General features: G+C 42.9%; 21 protein-coding genes, 3 tRNA genes, 3 rRNA genes and 1 other RNA gene. 24 read left to right on the forward strand and 4 right to left on the reverse strand.

Features of this window, described 5'->3' with window-relative positions:
* Positions 1-70: 70 nt before the first annotated feature.
* Together NST09_RS00100 and NST09_RS00105 are read left to right on the forward strand one after the other, a co-directional pair.
* Complete coding sequence (locus NST09_RS00100) at positions 71-898, forward strand: methyl-accepting chemotaxis protein (protein WP_008342025.1); 828 nt, start codon at positions 71-73, stop codon at positions 896-898.
* Positions 899-1,190: 292 nt separating this feature from the next.
* Positions 1,191-1,283: transfer RNA gene (locus tag NST09_RS00105), tRNA-Ser, on the forward strand.
* A gap of 84 nt (positions 1,284-1,367) precedes the next feature.
* Here NST09_RS00105 and NST09_RS00110 read toward each other — a convergent pair.
* The 4 genes from NST09_RS00110 to NST09_RS00125 all read right to left on the reverse strand — a co-directional run bounded on the left by NST09_RS00110 (position 1,368) and on the right by NST09_RS00125 (position 4,628).
* Positions 1,368-2,027, reverse strand: a complete 660-nt coding sequence (locus NST09_RS00110; protein WP_024719578.1) for a deoxynucleoside kinase — start codon at positions 2,025-2,027, stop codon at positions 1,368-1,370.
* Entirely contained in the window at positions 2,024-2,647 is a 624-nt protein-coding gene (locus NST09_RS00115; protein ID WP_017366700.1) for a deoxynucleoside kinase, read from the reverse strand. Before NST09_RS00115 ends, NST09_RS00110 begins: the two co-directional genes overlap by 4 nt.
* Before the next feature lie 79 nt (positions 2,648-2,726).
* The gene (locus NST09_RS00120; protein ID WP_342493233.1) at positions 2,727-4,028 is read right to left on the reverse strand and encodes a glycoside hydrolase family 18 protein; all 1,302 of its coding nucleotides are present in this window, start codon (positions 4,026-4,028) and stop codon (positions 2,727-2,729) included.
* 45 nt (positions 4,029-4,073) lie between these two features.
* Positions 4,074-4,628, reverse strand: a complete 555-nt coding sequence (locus NST09_RS00125) for an isochorismatase family cysteine hydrolase (protein ID WP_017359012.1) — start codon at positions 4,626-4,628, stop codon at positions 4,074-4,076.
* 79 nt (positions 4,629-4,707) lie between these two features.
* Between NST09_RS00125 and tadA the strand changes: the two genes are divergently transcribed.
* The 22 genes from tadA to yabA all read left to right on the forward strand — a co-directional run bounded on the left by tadA (position 4,708) and on the right by yabA (position 21,765).
* A complete protein-coding gene (tadA, locus tag NST09_RS00130; protein ID WP_007496052.1) occupies positions 4,708-5,184 on the forward strand; it encodes a tRNA adenosine(34) deaminase TadA in 477 nt (158 codons plus the stop codon).
* Between the two features lie 76 nt (positions 5,185-5,260).
* Positions 5,261-5,525, forward strand: an RNA gene (ffs, locus tag NST09_RS00135) — signal recognition particle sRNA large type.
* 331 nt (positions 5,526-5,856) lie between these two features.
* Entirely contained in the window at positions 5,857-7,569 is a 1,713-nt protein-coding gene (dnaX, locus tag NST09_RS00140; protein WP_008342013.1) for a DNA polymerase III subunit gamma/tau, read from the forward strand.
* A 25-nt stretch (positions 7,570-7,594) separates the two neighbouring features.
* Entirely contained in the window at positions 7,595-7,918 is a 324-nt protein-coding gene (locus NST09_RS00145; RefSeq protein WP_008342011.1) for a YbaB/EbfC family nucleoid-associated protein, read from the forward strand.
* Positions 7,919-7,933: 15 nt separating this feature from the next.
* The gene (gene recR / locus NST09_RS00150; RefSeq protein WP_003218094.1) at positions 7,934-8,530 is read left to right on the forward strand and encodes a recombination protein RecR; all 597 of its coding nucleotides are present in this window, start codon (positions 7,934-7,936) and stop codon (positions 8,528-8,530) included.
* An 18-nt stretch (positions 8,531-8,548) separates the two neighbouring features.
* The gene (locus NST09_RS00155; RefSeq protein ID WP_008342008.1) at positions 8,549-8,773 is read left to right on the forward strand and encodes a YaaL family protein; all 225 of its coding nucleotides are present in this window, start codon (positions 8,549-8,551) and stop codon (positions 8,771-8,773) included.
* 66 nt (positions 8,774-8,839) lie between these two features.
* Positions 8,840-9,103 (forward strand): pro-sigmaK processing inhibitor BofA family protein, encoded by a 264-nt coding sequence (locus NST09_RS00160; RefSeq protein WP_008342006.1) that lies wholly within the window; start codon positions 8,840-8,842, stop codon positions 9,101-9,103.
* 276 nt (positions 9,104-9,379) lie between these two features.
* Positions 9,380-10,928 (forward strand): 16S ribosomal RNA (locus tag NST09_RS00165).
* Between the two features lie 96 nt (positions 10,929-11,024).
* Positions 11,025-11,101: transfer RNA gene (locus NST09_RS00170), tRNA-Ile, on the forward strand.
* A gap of 14 nt (positions 11,102-11,115) precedes the next feature.
* A tRNA-Ala gene (locus NST09_RS00175) sits at positions 11,116-11,191 on the forward strand.
* Positions 11,192-11,289: 98 nt separating this feature from the next.
* Positions 11,290-14,220 (forward strand): 23S ribosomal RNA (locus NST09_RS00180).
* 61 nt (positions 14,221-14,281) lie between these two features.
* Positions 14,282-14,397: ribosomal RNA gene (rrf, locus tag NST09_RS00185) — 5S ribosomal RNA — on the forward strand.
* The 16S, 23S and 5S rRNA genes sit together here with 2 tRNA genes alongside, the layout of an rRNA operon.
* A gap of 170 nt (positions 14,398-14,567) precedes the next feature.
* A complete protein-coding gene (locus NST09_RS00190; protein ID WP_017359334.1) occupies positions 14,568-14,759 on the forward strand; it encodes a sigma factor G inhibitor Gin in 192 nt (63 codons plus the stop codon).
* 128 nt (positions 14,760-14,887) lie between these two features.
* Positions 14,888-15,502, forward strand: coding sequence for a 5-bromo-4-chloroindolyl phosphate hydrolysis family protein (locus NST09_RS00195; protein ID WP_017359333.1), 615 nt, complete (start codon positions 14,888-14,890; stop codon positions 15,500-15,502).
* Between the two features lie 21 nt (positions 15,503-15,523).
* Complete coding sequence (locus NST09_RS00200; protein WP_342493234.1) at positions 15,524-16,585, forward strand: toxic anion resistance protein; 1,062 nt, start codon at positions 15,524-15,526, stop codon at positions 16,583-16,585.
* Positions 16,586-16,662: 77 nt separating this feature from the next.
* Positions 16,663-18,069: an aminotransferase class I/II-fold pyridoxal phosphate-dependent enzyme gene (locus NST09_RS00205; protein WP_342493235.1), complete on the forward strand. Its 1,407-nt coding sequence runs from the start codon at positions 16,663-16,665 to the stop codon at positions 18,067-18,069.
* The gene (gene tmk, locus NST09_RS00210) at positions 18,066-18,704 is read left to right on the forward strand and encodes a dTMP kinase (protein WP_025206598.1); all 639 of its coding nucleotides are present in this window, start codon (positions 18,066-18,068) and stop codon (positions 18,702-18,704) included. Before NST09_RS00205 ends, tmk begins: the two co-directional genes overlap by 4 nt.
* 79 nt (positions 18,705-18,783) lie before the next feature.
* The gene (locus tag NST09_RS00215) at positions 18,784-19,113 is read left to right on the forward strand and encodes a cyclic-di-AMP receptor (protein ID WP_012008640.1); all 330 of its coding nucleotides are present in this window, start codon (positions 18,784-18,786) and stop codon (positions 19,111-19,113) included.
* Between the two features lie 12 nt (positions 19,114-19,125).
* Positions 19,126-19,566: a YaaR family protein gene (locus NST09_RS00220; protein WP_342493236.1), complete on the forward strand. Its 441-nt coding sequence runs from the start codon at positions 19,126-19,128 to the stop codon at positions 19,564-19,566.
* 11 nt (positions 19,567-19,577) lie between these two features.
* Positions 19,578-20,567, forward strand: a complete 990-nt coding sequence (gene holB / locus NST09_RS00225) for a DNA polymerase III subunit delta' (protein WP_007496231.1) — start codon at positions 19,578-19,580, stop codon at positions 20,565-20,567.
* A 2-nt stretch (positions 20,568-20,569) separates the two neighbouring features.
* A complete protein-coding gene (locus NST09_RS00230; RefSeq protein ID WP_007496230.1) occupies positions 20,570-21,397 on the forward strand; it encodes a stage 0 sporulation family protein in 828 nt (275 codons plus the stop codon).
* Between the two features lie 14 nt (positions 21,398-21,411).
* Positions 21,412-21,765 carry a DNA replication initiation control protein YabA gene (gene yabA / locus NST09_RS00235; RefSeq protein WP_007496228.1) on the forward strand — a complete coding sequence of 118 codons (354 nt, stop codon included), beginning with the start codon at positions 21,412-21,414 and terminating at the stop codon, positions 21,763-21,765.
* The last annotated feature ends 19 nt before the right edge of the window (positions 21,766-21,784 follow it).

Genomic DNA, 21,784 nt, shown 5'->3' on the forward strand with positions numbered 1-21,784 from the left:
TAAACTTCTACAGCTTTTCTAAAATAAGCCGATAAAAGAACTAAAAGCATCTAGGAAAGAAGGAATAACCTTGAATAGGCTTGACTATTATGTTGAAATGGCTCAATTACTCAGAAAAGTTCTAGATGAAAGTGTCCTTTTCGGCATCACTGATACAGAAAAGGTACTTTGCTATTATCCATCGACCACAGTAGATTTTGGCATTAAAGTAGGGGACGCTTTAAACCCAGAGGACCAAAACGTGGCGACGACATTAAGAGGACAAGAATATGATGGGCATTTGCCAGAGTCTTTATATGGTTATGAAATTGCTGTAAAAGGTTATCCGATTTTTGATGAAGATAGAAAAGTGATTGGCTCTTTTTTAGTGGCTTTTTCACATCATCGTGAGAAGAAATTAAGCGGCTATATGGAACATATCAATAAAGTAGCGAAAGAGTTACAAGGTGGAATTGAGCAAATTGCTGCTCATTCTCAAGAACTGGCTGCGACAAGCTTAGAAATTAGTGAGCAGGCCGGAAGAGCAGAAGAGAAATCCGCAAACATTGAAGAAGTCGTCAAAACCATTGGCGGTATTGCGAGACAAACAAACCTGTTAGGACTCAATGCTGCAATTGAAGCGGCAAGAGCAGGTGAAAATGGAAAAGGCTTTGCTGTTGTTGCAGACGAGGTACGAAAGTTATCAGATGGATCAAAGGAAGCAGCTGAAACCATTAATGCATTTTTAAAAGAAATCCAAGACAGCATTGGCACTTTATCTGAAAATATCTCACAAATCAGCAGTTCAACAAACGAACAAGCTAAACAAGTGACAGACTTTACAAAGATTATTGAGTCATTAAATGATTTTAAAGAAGAGATGAATCTTTTTATAGAAGAAATTAGACAGGATACGTAATAGATGAAGAGCAGCCGATAATCGGCTGCTTCAGCGTGTAGACAAACCCTCGCATTCTTTGTCAGTCCTGCGTGCTGGTGCTCACGAATGCCAAATTCGCTCCGCGCCAGTACTCGTCCTTCCTAGACTTCAAAGGTTTTCTATTACGCTGAAAAGAAGACAAAAGGCTAAAATAAAGTTCATTTTAGCTTTTTATAGGCTAAACATCATACCAAAATCAAATGTTGAAATTTTTTTCGAAAAGATGTTGACTTAAAATAAGATGATATGATATATTAATTCTTGTCGATACGGAGGAATACCCAAGTCCGGCTGAAGGGATCGGTCTTGAAAACCGACAGGGGTGTCAAAGCCCGCGGGGGTTCGAATCCCTCTTCCTCCGCCATATTGATTTTACCTTAGTTGAATTGAAACGCATAAAAATTGGAAATTGTCAAACCGCTGCATTCGAGAAATGCAGCGGTTTTTTTTATTTTGTGTTAGAGCGATTTTTTTGAATAACAGAAGCAATTTCATGAAGAATTGGATCAAGTGAGCTTTCATCATGAAGTAAGTCGTAATCTTCAATATTAATTTTAATCACAGGGCACAGATCAAATTGTTCAATCCATTCCGTATATCGAGTGTACATTTCTTCCCAATATGCTCGATCGGTTTGAGTTTCCATCTCTCTCCCGCGCTCTTCAATACGATGTAATATATGATCTAAATCCCCATGTAAGTAAATGAGGACATCTGGGTGAGGGAAGTAAGGTGTCATCACCATCGCCTCAAATAGACTTGTATACGTTTCATAGTCTACCTCTGACATGGTACCTTTGTCTGCGTGCATTTTAGCAAAAATACCAGTGTCCTCATAAATGGACCGATCTTGTACATAACCTCCACCAGACTCGAAGATTCGTTTCTGTTCCTTAAAACGTTCAGCTAGAAAATAGACCTGTAAATGAAAGCTCCATCTTTGGAAATCTGAATAAAAAGGCTCTAAGTATGGATTATCATCTACTTTTTCGAGAGAAGTTTGAAACCCTAGCTTGTCCGCTATTGTTTTCGTCATGGTCGATTTTCCGACACCAACTGTACCTGCAATTGTAATGACAGCATCCTTTGGTATTTCAATATTTTTCATAGTACTTGCTCCTTTATGTTCTGTACAATTTGCTGGTAATCTTGCTGTGAGGAAACGAAGTCTGTATGATCGCCTTCAATTGTAATGATAGGAAGCCCTGGGTCAGTTTGTTTTAAATGCTCGATGGCCAACTCATAATCTTCAATCAGGGTTTTTAAATAAGCTGGATCAATGTCTTCTTCAAAAGATCGGCCTCTCATCTTTATTCTATCAAGTAAGGTGGGAAGGCTGGCTTTTATATAGATCATGGCATTTGGTTTAGGAAGATCATCTGTCAGCAAGTGATAGATCTTTCTGTATTTATCCATATGCTTTTTGGATAAGGTTCTTTCTGCAAATATCATATTTTTATAGACATGATAATCAGTGACAATCGGCTGCTGTTTTTTGACATAGTTCTCTTCAATAGATTCTAACTGTTTAAACCGATTACATAGAAAAAACATCTCAAGCTGAAAGCTCCATTGTTCCATATCTTCATAAAATTTATCTAAGAATGGATTTTCTTCTACAATTTCTTTTACTAAAGGAAATTGAAATTCCTTTGAAAGCATTGTAGCCAAGGTTGTTTTTCCGGCTCCAATTGGGCCTTCCACTGCAATAAAAGGGGCAGGATACATAGGCGTTCTCCTCTATCTATAAAGTTGTCAAACCAATGTATATTGTACCATACCCCTTCTGAGAGATAGAGCGAATGAATTACGATGTCGTTCTTTTTTCAATATTAAATTGATCTGATAACAACAACCAGTTTTGTGGGAAGGATAGACCTAATTTCCAGTAAGCAATTCCATTTAGGTTTAACTCTTTAATGAGATTAAATTTGGCTTGAATGGATCTTGCGTCTTCAAACCAAACCTCGTGTTCTTTGTTGTTAGCATCTGTATAACGGAAATAAGGTGCTTGTGCTGTTTCGTCATATAGAATGGATACATTATTCTCTCTAGCAATGGCGATCGCTTGTTGAGGGCTGACGGCTTTGGCGATAGGGCCTCCTTGAACATAAGGAAGCGTCCAATCATAACCATATAAATTCTGCCCCATCACAATTTTATTGGCAGGTATGACAGTCAGTGCATATTCAATGACTTGGCGGACAGGGCCGATCGGAGAGACGGCTTGTGCAGGCCCGCCGCTGTAGCCCCACTCATAAGTCATCAGTACAACATGATCAACAATCTTACCAATTGCTTCATAGTCATGCGCCTCATACCACTTTCCTTTCTGTTCACTGCTTGTTTTAGGAGCGAGTGCCACAGAAATAGTCCAACCCTGTTGATGAAAACGAGTTGTTGCCTCTCTTAAAAATTGAAGGTAAGCTTCTTTATCAACAGGGCGTAAATATTCAAAGTCAAAATGGATTTCTTTTAATTGATACTTTTGAGCAACGCGGACGATTTCATTTAATAATGTTGTTTTGACAGATTGATTTGTTAAAAGGATTCGCCCGAGTTCATCATTAAATTTATCATTCTCTAGATTTGTGACTACCATGGATAAAACCGTTCTGCTTTGAGCGGCAATCTGAGGCAATTGATCTAATGGTGGCTCGCGAAGTGTTCCGTCTCTTTGCGCTTGAAAACTAAAAGCGCCGAGATGTGTTAAGTATGGAGATGCCTCTCTGGCTGCTTGCTTTAAATTTTCGCTGACTTGGTTTCCGCGTGGTTCTATATAAGCATTAGAATTAATATTTCTTTTCGGTCTTTGTGGAATATAAAGCAAGAAGCGAATAGGCAATAGAGCTTCAGGTCGAATCCGATTCACACGTGCCAATTCTTCTACCGAAATTTGAAATCTTCTTCCAATTTGATAAAGTGTATCATTTTGTTTGACCTCATAAAATTGACCTCTAATAGGGATGACAATTGTTTGTCCAACGACTAGTTGATTTGGTGTTTCGATGTCGTTGGTCCGAATGATTTCATTTACCGTTGTTTTAAAACGCATGGCAATTTCATTTAATGTATCTCCTCTTTTGACAACATAAATTTGAATGGTCAACGCCCCCTTTGTTATTGCTAACAATTTATGAGGGTGATGGATAAATCATGTTTGATTTTCATCCGTGATCTCTTTAGTTGTTGTGATTTTGGCAAGAAGAACGTTCTCCATCATCGTTAAAGCGTACTCGTTGTCCCTATCATCATTTGAAGCAATACAATCTTTAGGTACAGTGAGGTTGTACTCTCGCATGTAAGCGTCATTTGCAGTGAACAGGACACAGATGTTTCCGGCAATTCCAGTTAAAATAAGATCTTGCACACCTAATTCATTTAGGAGTGTCTCTAGTGCTGTTCCGTAAAAGGCAGAGTGCTTAGGTTTAATTAAGAAGTAATCATCTTTAGATGGTGCCATTTGTTCTAAAATAGGGGCACTTCTTTCGTTTTTGCATGTTTCCATAACAGCTTTGATATCAGCCTTCCAGAGTCCATAGTGGTCGTTGATATAGATAATTGGCCAATTTTTCTTGAAAGCGTGTTGTTTAAGGGCTAAAATTTTATTGGTCATTTGCTCTGTTTTTTCAGCGAGCACATGTCCCATTTCGAAATCAAAATTATTGATCATGTCAATAATAAGAAGTGCCTTTTGTTGTTTTGGCAAATCAAGACCCCCTTTAAAAGATTGTGATAATATGTTAACCTCAATATCCTTTAAAAAAACATGAAAAGAGAGCCGTGCTATGACGAAAGATGAACAGTTTATGCAAGAAGCTATTTCTGAAGCTTTGAAAGCAAAACAAATAGGAGAAGTTCCAATCGGTGCCGTCATCGTTGTTGATGATCAAATTGTAAGCCGTGCTCACAATTTAAGGGAAAGTGAACAGCGATCAATTGCTCATGCGGAATTACTTGCTATTGATGAAGCGTGTAAAATGACTGGTAGTTGGCGTTTAGAAGATGCTGTACTTTATGTTACACTCGAACCGTGCCCAATGTGTGCAGGCGCTATTGTACTTTCAAGAGTGAAAAAGGTCGTTTTTGGTGCCTATGATCCTAAAGGTGGTTGTGCTGGTACTTTAATGAATTTATTGGACGATGAGCGGTTCAATCATCAGTCTGAAGTCATTGGTGGTGTGCTTGAAAATGAGTGTGGTGAGCTGTTAAGTCAGTTCTTTCGAGACCTCCGTCAGCAGAAGAAGCAAGCGAAAAGTAAATGAATGGATGTCGTTTGCAATTTTATCACTTAGAAGGTATACTTATGTCTGCGTCACCAACAATTTAATATTCATTTTGCCGTGCTAAGCGGGGAGGTAGCGGTGCCCTGTACTCGCAATCCGCTCTAGCGAGGCCGAATCCCTTCTCAAGGTTCGTTTACTTCAAGGTCTGCCTTAAATAAGTGGTGTTGACGTCTGGGTCCTGCGCAATGGGAATTCATGAACCATGTCAGGTCCGGAAGGAAGCAGCATTAAGTGAAACCTCTCATGTGCCGCAGGGTTGCCTGGGCCGAGCTAACTGTTTAAGTAACGCTTGGGGTAGCGAATCGACAGAAGGTGCACGGTAAATCAATATTAAATGAAACTCATCTAGTTTATCTAGGTGAGTTTTTTGTTGCTATTGAAAGAATATATCAGTTGTTTTGTTTATACAAATAGCAAAAAAGCCATTTTTAGGGTGAGGTTTTTTTGAAGTAATTCATATAGGGAACGAATGTTCTTATTGATCTGGCAGACATTTTCAGAAAGCAGGAAAACACGTTTTTTAATCAAGAAAAGTAAAAAGTCTTTAAAGGAAATGCTCTTTTTCGTTTATTAGAAAATAAAGGTGTACTTTTGAATTGATCGTTGCATCATGTATAATGAACATGATGATAAATGGAGGAGGGCGTATTTGTGAGTTATCAAGCTTTATACCGAGTGTTCAGACCTCAAGTTTTTGAGGATGTTGTTGGACAAGAACACATCACAAAAACGTTGCAAAATGCCCTTTTGCAGAAAAAGTTTTCTCATGCTTACTTATTTTCAGGTCCTAGAGGAACAGGTAAAACAAGTGCTGCCAAGATTTTTGCGAAAGCAGTGAACTGTGAAAAGTCACCTGTTAGTGAGCCGTGTAATGAGTGTGATGCCTGTAGAGGGATTACGACCGGTTCGATTTCAGACGTGATTGAAATAGATGCTGCCTCAAATAACGGGGTAGATGAAATTCGGGATATACGTGATAAAGTGAAATTTGCTCCTTCAGCGGTTACATATAAGGTTTATATTATAGATGAGGTACATATGCTCTCTATCGGGGCATTTAATGCACTTCTTAAAACGCTAGAGGAACCACCTGCTCATTGTATCTTTATTTTGGCTACCACAGAGCCTCATAAGATTCCTCTTACCATCATATCAAGATGTCAGAGATTTGATTTTAAACGGATCACGACAAAAGATATTGTTGGACGAATGGAGAAAATTGTAGATGCAGAAAGCCTAAATATACAAGAGGGTTCACTCGAGATTATTGCTAGTGCGGCAGATGGAGGCATGCGTGACGCACTCAGTCTCCTTGACCAAGCGATCTCATTTAGTGGTGAACAGCTCACAATTGATGATGCACTGCTCATTACAGGTGCTGTATCTCAGCATTTCATTAGTCAGCTTGCTGAAGCCATTTTTGAGCAAAATATTGCGATAGCGCTGGATACGTTAAATGAATTGCTTCAACAGGGGAAAGATGCTGCGAAATTAATAGAGGATATGATCTTCTACTTTAGAGATATGCTTCTTTACAAAACAGCACCGGACCTTGAAGGTGTCCTTGAAAAAGTCAAAGTCGACGATAAGTTTGTGGCTCTTTCAGAACGTGTGGCACCTCAGTTTCTTTATGAAACGATTGAAGTGCTGAATAAAAGCCATCAGGAAATGAAATGGACAAACCATCCTAGAATTTTCTTTGAAGTAGCTGTGGTTAAGCTCTGTCAGTCAACGGCTGGTGCTGTATCATCTCCGGCTGATTCCGATCTAACAGCGTTAACGAATAAAATAGACAGGCTGGAACAGGAGCTATCTAGGCTAAAAGCTGAGGGTGTTCCAATGACTCAGTCTCAGAGTCCTCAAGCAAAAACGGAAGCACCTCGACCTCAAACGAGCAATAAAAATGGCTATCGTGCACCTGTCGGTCGAATTCATGAGATTTTAAAAGAAGCGAAGCGACCGGAACTAGAAAAAATAAAAGGCAAATGGGGAGAGCTTCTTGCCCAATTAAAACAGCAAAATAAGGTTTCTCACGCTGCGCTATTAACAGATAGTGAACCAGTTGCGGCGGCAACTCATGCCTTTGTTTTAAAATTCAAATTTGAAATACATTGTAAGATGGTGGCCGAAGATAAAAGTGGTGTTCGAACCAATCTTGAGCAACTGCTAGAATCTATGCTAGGAAAAAGAGTGGAATTAGTTGGCGTTCCTGACGCTCAATGGGGTAAAATAAGAGAAGAATTTTTAAGAGATCATCAGCCTGAAGAACAAGCAGATGGTCAGGCAGCTTCTGCTGAAGAAGATCCATTAATTGCAGAAGCAAAGAAGTTAGTAGGAACCGATTTAATTGAAATTAAAGATTAACAATTTGAAAGAGAGTGGTGTTCATATGCGCGGTGGAATGGGAAATATGCAAAAAATGATGAAACAAATGCAAAAAATGCAGAAGGATATGGCTAAGGCTCAAGAAGAGCTTGCAGAAAAAGTCCTTGAAGGTACGGCAGGTGGCGGTATGGTCACTGTAAAAGTAAATGGACAAAAAGAAGTCGTTGATGTGGCAATTAATGAAGAAGTTGTTGATCCTGAAGACATCGATATGCTTCAAGACCTTGTACTTGCAGCAACAAATGATGCATTGAAAAAAGTTGATGAACTAACGAATGAAACAATGGGTCAATTCACAAAAGGAATGAACATGCCAGGTTTATTCTAGGGGGAATAACTGAAGATGCAATATCCTGAACCAATATCAAAGCTGATTGATAGCTTTATGAAATTGCCAGGAATCGGACCTAAAACTGCGGTCCGTCTGGCTTTTTTTGTTCTTAGTATGCAAGAAGATGTCGTGCTGGATTTTGCGAAGGCACTTGTTAATGCAAAGCGTAATTTAACTTATTGTTCTGTTTGCGGACATATCACCGATCAGGATCCTTGCTATATTTGTGAAGATACAAGAAGAGATCAATCTGTGATCTGTGTCGTGCAGGATCCAAAAGATGTGATCGCAATGGAAAAAATGAAAGAATACAACGGCTTATATCATGTGCTTCATGGTGCTATTTCACCAATGGACGGAATTGGGCCAGAGGATATTAAAATTCCTGACCTATTAAAAAGATTGCAAGACGATCAAGTCACAGAGGTCATTCTTGCAACCAATCCAAACATTGAGGGAGAAGCGACAGCCATGTATATCTCTAGATTGTTGAAACCATCAGGAATTAAACTCTCTCGCATTGCTCACGGACTCCCAGTAGGTGGAGACTTAGAGTATGCGGATGAAGTCACACTTTCTAAAGCTCTAGAAGGCAGACGTGAGATGTAGGAAGGAGAAGTACGGTACATGGGTTTTCTTCGCAGAAAATCAATTCGAAAAGAATTCGATGAGATATTAATTCAACAGCTTTTTAAGCAAAAGGAAGAATGGAACAGACAAAAAAAGCTTGTCGCAAATAGCGTTGAGCCTTCACCGGACATTCTATTCGAATTAAAGCTTGCTCAAGCGAAGTACTTTTTCTATCTGAGAGAAGCGAAAAAGAGAAATTTACGTTTAAACAACTGGAGATAGCAGGTCTATTATCCATAATGCTCTCATATGCTTGTACTATTCATATGAAGAGGAGATGAGAGGATTATGGAACCTGTTATTGTGATTGGTTCAATTTTGTTAGCTGTTTTATTGTTGTTTATGTCAGGTGTTCAAGCGAATCCATTCAAATGGTTAGGGCTTATTGGAGTTAAGTTTGTCGCAGGTGCTCTTTTTTTATTTTGTCTCAATTTATTCGGTGAGAGTTTAGGGCTTCATGTTTCCATTAACCCTGTAACGAGTGGAATTAGTGGTTTGTTGGGCATTCCAGGTGTAGCAGCTTTAGTCGTAATTGAAAAGTTTATTATTTAATGCAAAATATTGTTGACTTTGATTATATATGGTGGTAAATTAATATACGTCGCTGATGACGAAGAAACGAAAAAACATAATAACAAAAAAGTTGTTGACACTAACAACTTGGACGTGATAAGATGTTCTAGTCGCTTCTGAAGCGGTAAACAAGTTCTTTGAAAACTAAACAAGACAAAACGTACCTGTTAATTCGAGTTTTTATAAAAAAATCCTATGATACATCATAGGTAGTCAGTCAAACGCTGACGAAAAACAAAACTTCGGTTTTGTACTTTTTCGGAGAGTTTGATCCTGGCTCAGGACGAACGCTGGCGGCGTGCCTAATACATGCAAGTCGAGCGGACAGAAGGGAGCTTGCTCCCGGATGTTAGCGGCGGACGGGTGAGTAACACGTGGGTAACCTGCCTGTAAGACTGGGATAACTCCGGGAAACCGGAGCTAATACCGGATAGTTCCTTGAACCGCATGGTTCAAGGATGAAAGACGGTTTCGGCTGTCACTTACAGATGGACCCGCGGCGCATTAGCTAGTTGGTGAGGTAACGGCTCACCAAGGCGACGATGCGTAGCCGACCTGAGAGGGTGATCGGCCACACTGGGACTGAGACACGGCCCAGACTCCTACGGGAGGCAGCAGTAGGGAATCTTCCGCAATGGACGAAAGTCTGACGGAGCAACGCCGCGTGAGTGATGAAGGTTTTCGGATCGTAAAGCTCTGTTGTTAGGGAAGAACAAGTGCAAGAGTAACTGCTTGCACCTTGACGGTACCTAACCAGAAAGCCACGGCTAACTACGTGCCAGCAGCCGCGGTAATACGTAGGTGGCAAGCGTTGTCCGGAATTATTGGGCGTAAAGGGCTCGCAGGCGGTTTCTTAAGTCTGATGTGAAAGCCCCCGGCTCAACCGGGGAGGGTCATTGGAAACTGGGAAACTTGAGTGCAGAAGAGGAGAGTGGAATTCCACGTGTAGCGGTGAAATGCGTAGAGATGTGGAGGAACACCAGTGGCGAAGGCGACTCTCTGGTCTGTAACTGACGCTGAGGAGCGAAAGCGTGGGGAGCGAACAGGATTAGATACCCTGGTAGTCCACGCCGTAAACGATGAGTGCTAAGTGTTAGGGGGTTTCCGCCCCTTAGTGCTGCAGCTAACGCATTAAGCACTCCGCCTGGGGAGTACGGTCGCAAGACTGAAACTCAAAGGAATTGACGGGGGCCCGCACAAGCGGTGGAGCATGTGGTTTAATTCGAAGCAACGCGAAGAACCTTACCAGGTCTTGACATCCTCTGACAACCCTAGAGATAGGGCTTTCCCTTCGGGGACAGAGTGACAGGTGGTGCATGGTTGTCGTCAGCTCGTGTCGTGAGATGTTGGGTTAAGTCCCGCAACGAGCGCAACCCTTGATCTTAGTTGCCAGCATTCAGTTGGGCACTCTAAGGTGACTGCCGGTGACAAACCGGAGGAAGGTGGGGATGACGTCAAATCATCATGCCCCTTATGACCTGGGCTACACACGTGCTACAATGGACAGAACAAAGGGCTGCGAGACCGCAAGGTTTAGCCAATCCCACAAATCTGTTCTCAGTTCGGATCGCAGTCTGCAACTCGACTGCGTGAAGCTGGAATCGCTAGTAATCGCGGATCAGCATGCCGCGGTGAATACGTTCCCGGGCCTTGTACACACCGCCCGTCACACCACGAGAGTTTGCAACACCCGAAGTCGGTGAGGTAACCTTTATGGAGCCAGCCGCCGAAGGTGGGGCAGATGATTGGGGTGAAGTCGTAACAAGGTAGCCGTATCGGAAGGTGCGGCTGGATCACCTCCTTTCTAAGGATATATGGAGCAGCGTACGTTTTTCGTCTTGTTTAGTTTTGAAGGAACTTGCAAAAGATCCTACAACATCATATCTTCGATATGAAAGATGGGCCTGTAGCTCAGCTGGTTAGAGCGCACGCCTGATAAGCGTGAGGTCGGTGGTTCGAGTCCACTCAGGCCCACCATCTTCTATTAAATCGGGGCCTTAGCTCAGCTGGGAGAGCGCCTGCCTTGCACGCAGGAGGTCAGCGGTTCGATCCCGCTAGGCTCCACCAACGTGTTCTTTGAAAACTAGATAACAATAAGTAATACATTCACATTGAATGCAATGCAAAGTTCATCACACATAGTGATTCTTTCTAAAGTAAGAAATGGTTAAGTTAGAAAGGGCGCACGGTGGATGCCTTGGCACTAGGAGCCGATGAAGGACGGGACGAACACCGATATGCTTCGGGGAGCTGTAAGCAAGCTTTGATCCGGAGATTTCCGAATGGGGAAACCCACTGCTCGTAATGGAGTAGTATCCATACTTGAATACATAGAGTATGAGAAGGCATACCCGGGGAACTGAAACATCTAAGTACCCGGAGGAAGAGAAAGCAAATGCGATTCCCTGAGTAGCGGCGAGCGAAACGGGAACAGCCCAAACCAAGAGGCTTGCCTCTTGGGGTTGTAGGACACTCTATACGGAGTTACAAAGGAACGATATAAGCGAAGAGGTCTGGAAAGGCCCGCCAAAGAAGGTAACAGCCCTGTAACTGAAATGTTGTTCTCTCCAGAGTGGATCCTGAGTACGGCGGAACACGTGAAATTCCGTCGGAATCCGGGAGGACCATCTCCCAAGGCTAAATACTCCCTAGTGACCGATAGTGAACCAGTACCGTGAGGGAAAGGTGAAAAGCACCCCGGAAGGGGAGTGAAATAGATCCTGAAACCGTGTGCCTACAAGTAGTCAGAGCCCGTTAACGGGTGATGGCGTGCCTTTTGTAGAATGAACCGGCGAGTTACGATCCCGTGCAAGGTTAAGCAGAAGATGCGGAGCCGCAGCGAAAGCGAGTCTGAATAGGGCGCATGAGTACGTGGTCGTAGACCCGAAACCAGGTGATCTACCCATGTCCAGGGTGAAGTTCAGGTAACACTGAATGGAGGCCCGAACCCACGCACGTTGAAAAGTGCGGGGATGAGGTGTGGGTAGGGGTGAAATGCCAATCGAACCTGGAGATAGCTGGTTCTCTCCGAAATAGCTTTAGGGCTAGCCTCAAGGTAAGAGTCTCGGAGGTAGAGCACTGATTGGACTAGGGGCCCCTACCGGGTTACCGAATTCAGTCAAACTCCGAATGCCGATGACTTATCCTTGGGAGTCAGACTGCGAGTGATAAGATCCGTAGTCGAAAGGGAAACAGCCCAGACCGCCAGCTAAGGTCCCAAAGTATACGTTAAGTGGAAAAGGATGTGGAGTTGCTTAGACAACCAGGATGTTGGCTTAGAAGCAGCCACCATTTAAAGAGTGCGTAATAGCTCACTGGTCGAGTGACTCTGCGCCGAAAATGTACCGGGGCTAAACGTATCACCGAAGCTGCGGACTGTTCTTACGAACAGTGGTAGGAGAGCGTTCTAAGTGCAGTGAAGTCAGACCGGAAGGACTGGTGGAGCGCTTAGAAGTGAGAATGCCGGTATGAGTAGCGAAAGACGGGTGAGAATCCCGTCCACCGAATGCCTAAGGTTTCCTGAGGAAGGCTCGTCCGCTCAGGGTTAGTCGGGACCTAAGCCGAGGCCGAAAGGCGTAGGCGATGGACAACAGGTTGATATTCCTGTACCACCTCCTCACCATTTGAGCAATGGGGGGACGCAGGAGGATAGGGTAAGCGCGGTATTGGATATCCGCGTCCAAGCAGTTAGGCTGGGAAATAGGCAAATCCGTTTCCCGTGAAGGCTGAGCTGTGATGGCGAGCGAAATTTAGTAGCGAAGTTCCTGATTCCACACTGCCAAGAAAAGCCTCTAGCGAGGTGAGAGGTGCCCGTACCGCAAACCGACACAGGTAGGCGAGGAGAGAATCCTAAGGTGATCGAGAGAACTCTCGTTAAGGAACTCGGCAAAATGACCCCGTAACTTCGGGAGAAGGGGTGCTTCTTAGGGTGTTAAAGCCCCGAGAAGCCGCAGTGAATAGGCCCAGGCGACTGTTTAGCAAAAACACAGGTCTCTGCGAAGCCGTAAGGCGAAGTATAGGGGCTGACGCCTGCCCGGTGCTGGAAGGTTAAGAGGAGCGCTTAGCGTAAGCGAAGGTGCGAATTGAAGCCCCAGTAAACGGCGGCCGTAACTATAACGGTCCTAAGGTAGCGAAATTCCTTGTCGGGTAAGTTCCGACCCGCACGAAAGGCGCAACGATCTGGGCACTGTCTCAACGAGAGACTCGGTGAAATTATAGTACCTGTGAAGATGCAGGTTACCCGCGACAGGACGGAAAGACCCCGTGGAGCTTTACTGCAGCCTGATATTGAATGTTGGTACAGCTTGTACAGGATAGGTAGGAGCCTTGGAAACCGGAGCGCTAGCTTCGGTGGAGGCATCGGTGGGATACTACCCTGGCTGTATTGACCTTCTAACCCGCTGCCCTTATCGGGCAGGGAGACAGTGTCAGGTGGGCAGTTTGACTGGGGCGGTCGCCTCCTAAAATGTAACGGAGGCGCCCAAAGGTTCCCTCAGAATGGTTGGAAATCATTCGCAGAGTGTAAAGGCACAAGGGAGCTTGACTGCGAGACCTACAAGTCGAGCAGGGACGAAAGTCGGGCTTAGTGATCCGGTGGTTCCGCATGGAAGGGCCATCGCTCAACGGATAAAAGCTACCCCGGGGATAACAGGCTTATCTCCCCCAAGAGTCCACATCGACGGGGAGGTTTGGCACCTCGATGTCGGCTCATCGCATCCTGGGGCTGTAGTCGGTCCCAAGGGTTGGGCTGTTCGCCCATTAAAGCGGTACGCGAGCTGGGTTCAGAACGTCGTGAGACAGTTCGGTCCCTATCCGTCGCGGGCGCAGGAAATTTGAGAGGAGCTGTCCTTAGTACGAGAGGACCGGGATGGACGCACCGCTGGTGTACCAGTTGTTCTGCCAAGGGCATCGCTGGGTAGCTATGTGCGGACGGGATAAGTGCTGAAAGCATCTAAGCATGAAGCCCCCCTCAAGATGAGATTTCCCATTCCGCAAGGAAGTAAGATCCCTGAAAGATGATCAGGTTGATAGGTCTGAGGTGGAAGCGTGGTGACACGTGGAGCTGACAGATACTAATAGATCGAGGACTTAACCTATATTCTAATGTGAAAAATGAACATTGTTATCTAGTTTTGAGAGAACATTCTCTCCATCAGGTTTGGTGGCGATAGCGAAGAGGTCACACCCGTTCCCATACCGAACACGGAAGTTAAGCTCTTCAGCGCCGATGGTAGTTGGGGGTTTCCCCCTGTGAGAGTAGGACGCCGCCAAGCTTTTCAAAGGATCAGTTCCAATCGGAACTGGTCTTTTTTGTGTTTTAAAAAAGGAACAAACACTCGATCTGGCATGGATACATATACTAAACTATCATCTAAAACATTCTTAATTTTGTATACAATTGAAAGCGCTAGGGCATACTGAAGCTATAAGTGGAGGTGTCACAATGAGTAAAAAAGAGCGAGAAGCAATTTGTTTGATTTGTGAAGAGAAAAAAACAAAGGGAATTTATTTATATCATCAGTTTTTATGCCGAGATTGTGAACGGAAGTTAATTTCTACATCAACCTCGGATCCTAGTTATGCTGATTATGTAAGAAAGCTTAAAAATCTTCATACGCCGCCTTTGTATTCATAGACCATTAGATGGTCTTTTTTTATGGGCAATCGGGGATTGGGCCTGTTTTTTGGAACTTAGTTTGGACATCAACCGTAATAAATAATAAGATAAACAGAGAGCCTGATTATTCATAGGAGTCGATGAACATGAAATCAATTTTTTACACATTTGTATGGGCCGTTCTCTCTACTCTTTTTTCGCTGGTGATTTTAACTGTCAGTATTGGTGTTTTCCATCATCATGTTGGATTGTCGATACTGTATGCGATGATTGGGTGGGGTGTGATGTTTGCAGGAAGCCGATGGGCTGCCTTCCAGTTGTTTTTGAAGAAACACGGACTGTCTCGCAGTGATTATGTATATATTAAACAGCATTTAAAAGAAGCCGGGCAAAAGCTGGTTCGTTTGAAGAAAGCTTTATTTGCTGTGAAGAACGTACAGACGATCAAGCATAATTATGAAATTCTTCGGCTTGCACGACGCATCTATACGATAACAAAAAAGGAACCGAACCGGTTTTATGATGCACAGCGGTTTTATTTTGAGAGTTTGGATTCTGTTGTTGAATTAACTGAGAAATATGCACTGCTGTATAATCAGCCGAATCGTAGCCATGAGCTTGAAATGACATTAAGCCAAACTCGAGTCACGCTGACTGAACTGCAAAAGCAATTAACGAATGATTTACAGCAAGTTTTAGGAAGAGATATAGAAGCACTTCATATTGAACTTGAAGTGGCTGATAAAATGATTAAAAAATAGATATGAAAGGAGTCAAACTCGATGCAACCAGAAGATCCAGTCATACCACCAGCCACATCTACTACAGATCTTCCGTTTCGGGTGTTTGATACCTTATCTGATGAAGAAAAGCAGGAGGCGCTACAGCGAGCTGAGAAGATCCCTGACCATCCACAAAAACTGCTTTTCTATGGCACACTTGTGCAGGAACGATTGTTAGAACAATCAAAACAAATGATGCAATATGTGGAGAAAAAAGATATTGACCAAATCGGAGACGTTCTAGAAGCTTTTTTACAGCAACTGCATTTAGTGGAGCCAGAGGATTTATTGCCAAAGAAGCGAGGCTTTTTTTTAAGGTTGTTTCAGCGAGAAAAGCGTTCAACTCAGGAGATCATATCTCGTTTTAAACAAGCAGAAGCACAGATAGAAAGATTGTCAGCAAGGCTTCGTTACGCAAGAGGCGTGCTAATTTCGGACCATAAGTTATTGGAGCGTTTATTTGAAGAAAATCAATCATACTTTCAAGAGATGACGTTACAGGTTGCAGCAGTTGAAGCAAAATTGACGCTGTTAGAGCAACATGCCCTAACAGAATCACAGTCACATGATCGGACATTAGAGGAACAATTGATGAGTCGGGAAGTCGATGAAGAAGAATATATGGAGAGATTAAAAGAACGGAAGTATGATTTGTTGTTGAGCCGTCAAATCGCACTGCAATGTAATGCCCAAATTCGAATGATTCAGCATACAAACCATACTTTAGCCAATCATATTCAATCAACTGTTTCCGCATCAATTCCTTTATGGATCAACCAAATGTCGATTGCGTTCAATCATATTCAGCAGCGAGCCAATTCAGCGCTTGAGCAGCGTATCCAGCAAACATATGAACAGGTATCGAAGCAGCAAGGACAGCTGCTTGAAGATGCATCCTTAACGCCTATAGATACGTTGAAAAAGGTTCAGCGCCAATTGGCCGAAACATTGCAGGAAACGTTGCAGGTAAAAGAACATGGGAGCCAAGAACGAGCTCAATTAAAAAGTAGCATGCATGAGGCAGAGCAAAAGCTGGTGAATCATAAACCAATAAAGGAATGAGAATCCATCTTTCAGTTCACTTGTTTGAACGTTATAATAGATATAAGATATCGTTTAAGTGAAAAGGGTCGATTTGTTTGAAAACACCTTTATATACAGCATTATCACAACATGCGGAAAAGAAGCCCTATTCTTTTCACGTTCCGGGACATCACAATGGAGATGTCTTTTTTGATGAGGCACGGTCCTATTATGAATCCATTCTTCAGCTGGATGTGACAGAACTTGAAGGTCTAGATGATCTTCACCATCCGACTGGGGTGATTCAAGAGGCAGAGGATTTATTGGCAAAGCTATATGGAGCTAAACAAAGTTTTTTCCTTGTGAATGGCACAACCGTTGGCAATTTGGCAATGGTGATGTCTGCGTGTCAGGCTGGGGAGGGCATTTTCGTTCAGCGAAATTGTCATAAGTCTGTGTTCCATGCGATTGAGCTTGCGGGAGCGACGCCTATTATGCTAGAAACCGAGAGTGATCCGCACTTGCACGTCCCAACCCATGTGACGGAGGAAACAGTCAAACAAGCTATGGAGACACACCCTAACTGTCGGGCAATCGTTTTGACATATCCGAACTACTACGGACATGCAGCTGATTTATCAGGGCTCATTCAAATGTGTCATGAAGCTGGCATCATTGTATTAGTTGATGAGGCGCATGGTGCTCATTTTGTATTAGGCGGTGCCTTTCCTCCATCTGCCCTTTCCTATGGAGCAGACGTGGTGGTACAATCAGCACATAAAACCCTTCCGGCAATGACGATGGGGTCTTATCTCCATCTTCAAGGAGACCGAATGGATGTGAAGCGGATAAAGACGTTATTAACGATGCTTCAAAGCAGTTCACCTTCTTATCCAATTATGGCTTCGTTAGATGTGGCGAGAGCTTATGTGGAGGAGTTGAAGGGAAAAGGGTTAATGGATGAAATCATGAGAGACTTGGCAAAGCTGAAAGCACAGTTCAATATGATCTCCAATCTCGAAGTGGTTGAGTCTGACTCTTTACCTATGGATCCATTAAAATGTGTCATTCGTTCAACAAAAGGGCTGACAGGCTATGAACTCAAAAAGGTGCTTGAGTCGGTGGAGGTTCACCCAGAACTTGCGGATGAACATCAAGTCTTACTCGTTTTTGGTCTAGGACAGAAAAAGGACGTTCCTTTTACAGCTATAGAGCAGGCTCTTCAGCAAAGTGATTCATTGCTTATAAAAAAAGAGCCTCAAACGGGATCGCTCTTCTTAGAGCACGATCAGCAAAAGCGAGATGTAGAAGCTGTTCCATTCGAAAAAGCAGCTGGCCGGATTAGTGCAGAATCGGTCATTCCCTATCCGCCTGGCATTCCTTTGATGATCAAAGGAGAACCTATTGAATCAGATCAAGTTGAGACGTTAAGCCGTTTGCTTGGGCATCAAGTTCATGTGCAAGCAAGTCAGGTGATTCACCAGAGAAAATTATATGTTTATATAGAAGAGGAGACACTATGAGCGGTATGTTTATTACGTTTGAAGGGCCAGAGGGTGCTGGAAAAACGACAGTGATTCGAAAAGTGTACGAAGAAATGGAACGTCAAGGCTATGCAGTGATGGCGACACGTGAGCCCGGAGGCATTGATATTGCAGAGCAAATTCGTGAAGTCATTTTAAATGAAAAAAATACAAAAATGGACGCAAAAACAGAGGCATTGCTTTATGCAGCAGCTAGAAGGCAGCATTTGGCTGAAAAAGTAGAACCGGCATTGAAGCGGGGGGAAATTGTTTTATGTGATCGTTTTGTCGACAGCTCCCTTGCTTATCAGGGCTATGCGAGAGGGCTTGGGATTGAAGAAGTCAAATCCATTAATGATTTCGCCATTGATGGCACGATGCCGCAAATGACCATTTACTTTTCCATTACACCAGAGGAAGGTCTAAAGCGAATTGATGCCAATCAAGGAAGAGAAAAAAATCGATTAGACATGGAAACACTGAATTTTCATCAAATGGTCAGAGAAGGATATGAGCTTCTGATTGCGCAATCACCAGAACGATTCCGTGTAGTAGATGCGTCTCAGCCTGTTCAGGATGTCTTTAATGAAGTGTTTCAGCTGATTCAGGACACATTAAAGAAAAATCAAATATGACCTCATTCCCAATCGTTGTTATAATATAGAGGAAGACATCGGCATGTCACCTGTGCCTAAAATGAAGGAGGCCATTCAAATGAAATTAATTGTTGCCGTTGTACAGGATCAAGATAGCAGCAAGTTATTGAAAATATTGACCGAACATCAATTCGGCGTGACAAAATTAGCTTCGACTGGTGGATTTCTAAAGTCTGGGAATACGACTTTTATCATTGGTTGCGATGATGTCCGAGTGGATAAAGCGTTACAGCTAATCAAGGAAAATTGCCGTAAACGTGATCAAATGATCGCGCCTGTATCACCAATGGGTGGAAATGCAGATTCATATGTACCATACCCTGTTGAGGTTGAAGTTGGTGGAGCTACCGTCTTTATTCTGCCAGTTGAACAATTTCATCAATTTTAAGGATGGGTTGCTGTGAAAATTAATCAAGATATGCGGCTGCTTTTAGAAAAGCGTGAACTTCAAGCGATGAAAGGAAGCCAAACTTCATCATCGTTTAAATCATCGATGGAGACACAAAGCGGTAAAATGCGTTTAGAGCAGCTGACAGTCATGCTGAGCGATATCGAAGTCTTCGGCAAGAAACTGACAAAGTCACGAAACCTTAAAGATTTGGCTAGGTTTAAAGGACTTGTGAAACGCTTTGTAAAAGAAACAGTCGATAATGGATTAAATATAGAGACATCAAGGAGCTTTGACATTTATGGCAACACGCGAACACTCGCTTTAGTCAAAGCATTAGATGAAAAGCTGATTGAGTTAACAGAGGATATGATGAATCAAGAGAAACCCTCGATTGATTTGCTTGAACGTATTGGAGAAATAAAAGGTTTATTGATTAACCTTTACACATAGAGAGTGATAACATGGCAATTAGCTGGGATGACATGAATGAGTTACAGCCGCGCGTCATGCGGCTGATTTTTAATAGTATTGATAAAGACCGACTGGCTCATGCTTATTTATTTGAAGGAAAAAAAGGGACAGGAAAGCTAGATGCTGCGATGCTTTTAGCGAAGAGCTTTTTTTGTTTGGAAGCAGGAGTGAAACCATGTGAGTCCTGTCAAAACTGCAAAAGAATTCAGTCTGGCAACCATCCAGATTTACATCTAGTGCAGCCTGACGGTCAATCAATTAAGAAGGCACAAGTGCAGGCTTTGCAGGAGGAATTTACAAAAGCAGGCGTAGAATCGCATCGGAAAATGTATATCATTCTCCATGCGGACAAAATGACGGTCAATGCTGCGAACAGTTTATTAAAGTTCCTAGAGGAGCCCAACCGGGAAACGATGGCAGTTTTAATCACTGAACAATCGCATAAAATGCTGGATACGATTATTTCAAGATGTCAGATGCTTAGCTTTCAGCCGCTACAGCCGCAATCTTTGGAGCAGCAGCTTTTACAAGAAGGCGTGTCTCAGGATCTTGCAAGGCTTTTGTCGAATTTAACCAATAATTTAGCAGAAGCACTCGAATTAAGTCGAAATGATCAGTTTGCAGAGTCTAGAGCGAAAGTGATAAAATTGTATGAAGTCTTACACCAGCGAAAAGAACATGCATTTTTTTATATACAAGATCAATGGATGCCTTTTTTCAAAGAGAAAGACCTTCAAGAAACTGGTCTTGATATGCTTTTATTTATATATCGTGATGTATTGTCGATTCAAATAGGAAATGAAGATAAAGTCATTTATCAAGACTTATTCCAGACAATGAAGCAGCACGCGCTGCATTCCACACAGCAGATGGTGACGAATCAGATCCTTGCTGTATTAGAAGCGAAAAAGAGACTTCAATCCAACGTGAATGCCCAAGGGCTAATGGAGCAATTGGTGTTGATGTTGCAGGAGGGATAAGCTTGTACAACGTAATTGGTGTTCGCTTTAAAAAAGCGGGCAAAATCTATTATTTCGATCCTAATGGATTTCATATAGAAAATGATAGTTGTGTCATTGTAGAAACAGTCAGAGGTGTTGAGTACGGGCAAGTGGTCATCGCCAATAAAAAAGTAGATGAACACGATGTGGTTCTCCCTTTGCGTAAGGTGATTCGCGTCGCAGACGAACGAGACCGGCTCATCGTTGAGGAGAACAAAGAAGCAGCGATGGCAGCCTTTGACACATGTCTTCAGAAAGTAAGTGAACACGGCCTGGAAATGAAGCTGGTCGATGTCGAATTTACATTCGACCGCAACAAGGTCATCTTCTATTTTACAGCGGATGGCAGAGTAGATTTCCGTGAGCTGGTCAAGGATCTTGCATCTATTTTTAAGACGAGAATTGAACTTCGTCAAATCGGTGTAAGAGACGAGGCAAAAATGCTAGGCGGCATTGGTCCGTGTGGACGTATGCTTTGCTGTTCAACTTTCTTAGGAGATTTTGAACCTGTGTCCATTAAAATGGCAAAAGATCAAAACCTCTCGTTAAACCCTACCAAAATTTCAGGGCTTTGCGGCCGTTTAATGTGCTGCTTGAAATATGAGAATGATGAGTACGAAACAGCAAAAGAACAATTACCGGACATCGGTGAAACGATTCAGACGTCTAATGGCTCTGCAAAGGTAGTAGGGCTTAATATTTTAGAACGAATTTTGCAAGTTGAATTAACCGGGCAAGAAAAAGTGATAGAATATACTTGGGAAGAATTATTACAAGAAGGCGTTGTATCTGCACAAACAACTGAGTAACGAGGTGTGCCACCTTGGATAAAAAGGAACTATTTGATACGGTGATTAATTTAGAAGAACAAATCGGTTCTCTTTATCGCCAGCTAGGTGATTTGAAAAATCATATCGGTGAAGTGATTGAAGAAAATCATCAGCTGCAGATGGAGAATCAGCACTTGCGTGAACGTCTGGATCAATCCGATCGAGATAAATCGTCTGAGGCAGAGCATGATTCTGCCCAGAAGCCAAGTCATTCTGATATAGGAGAAGGTCATGATAACCTCGCTCGTTTATATCAGGAGGGCTTCCATATTTGTAATGTACATTATGGGAGCATTCGGAAAGAGGGAGACTGTTTGTTCTGTCTGTCATTTTTAAATAAAAAATGAGAAAAGGCTTCCGCTGAAT

It is taken from the genome of Bacillus sp. FSL W7-1346 (assembly GCF_038593335.1).
GTDB lineage: Bacteria > Bacillota > Bacilli > Bacillales > Bacillaceae > Bacillus > Bacillus altitudinis.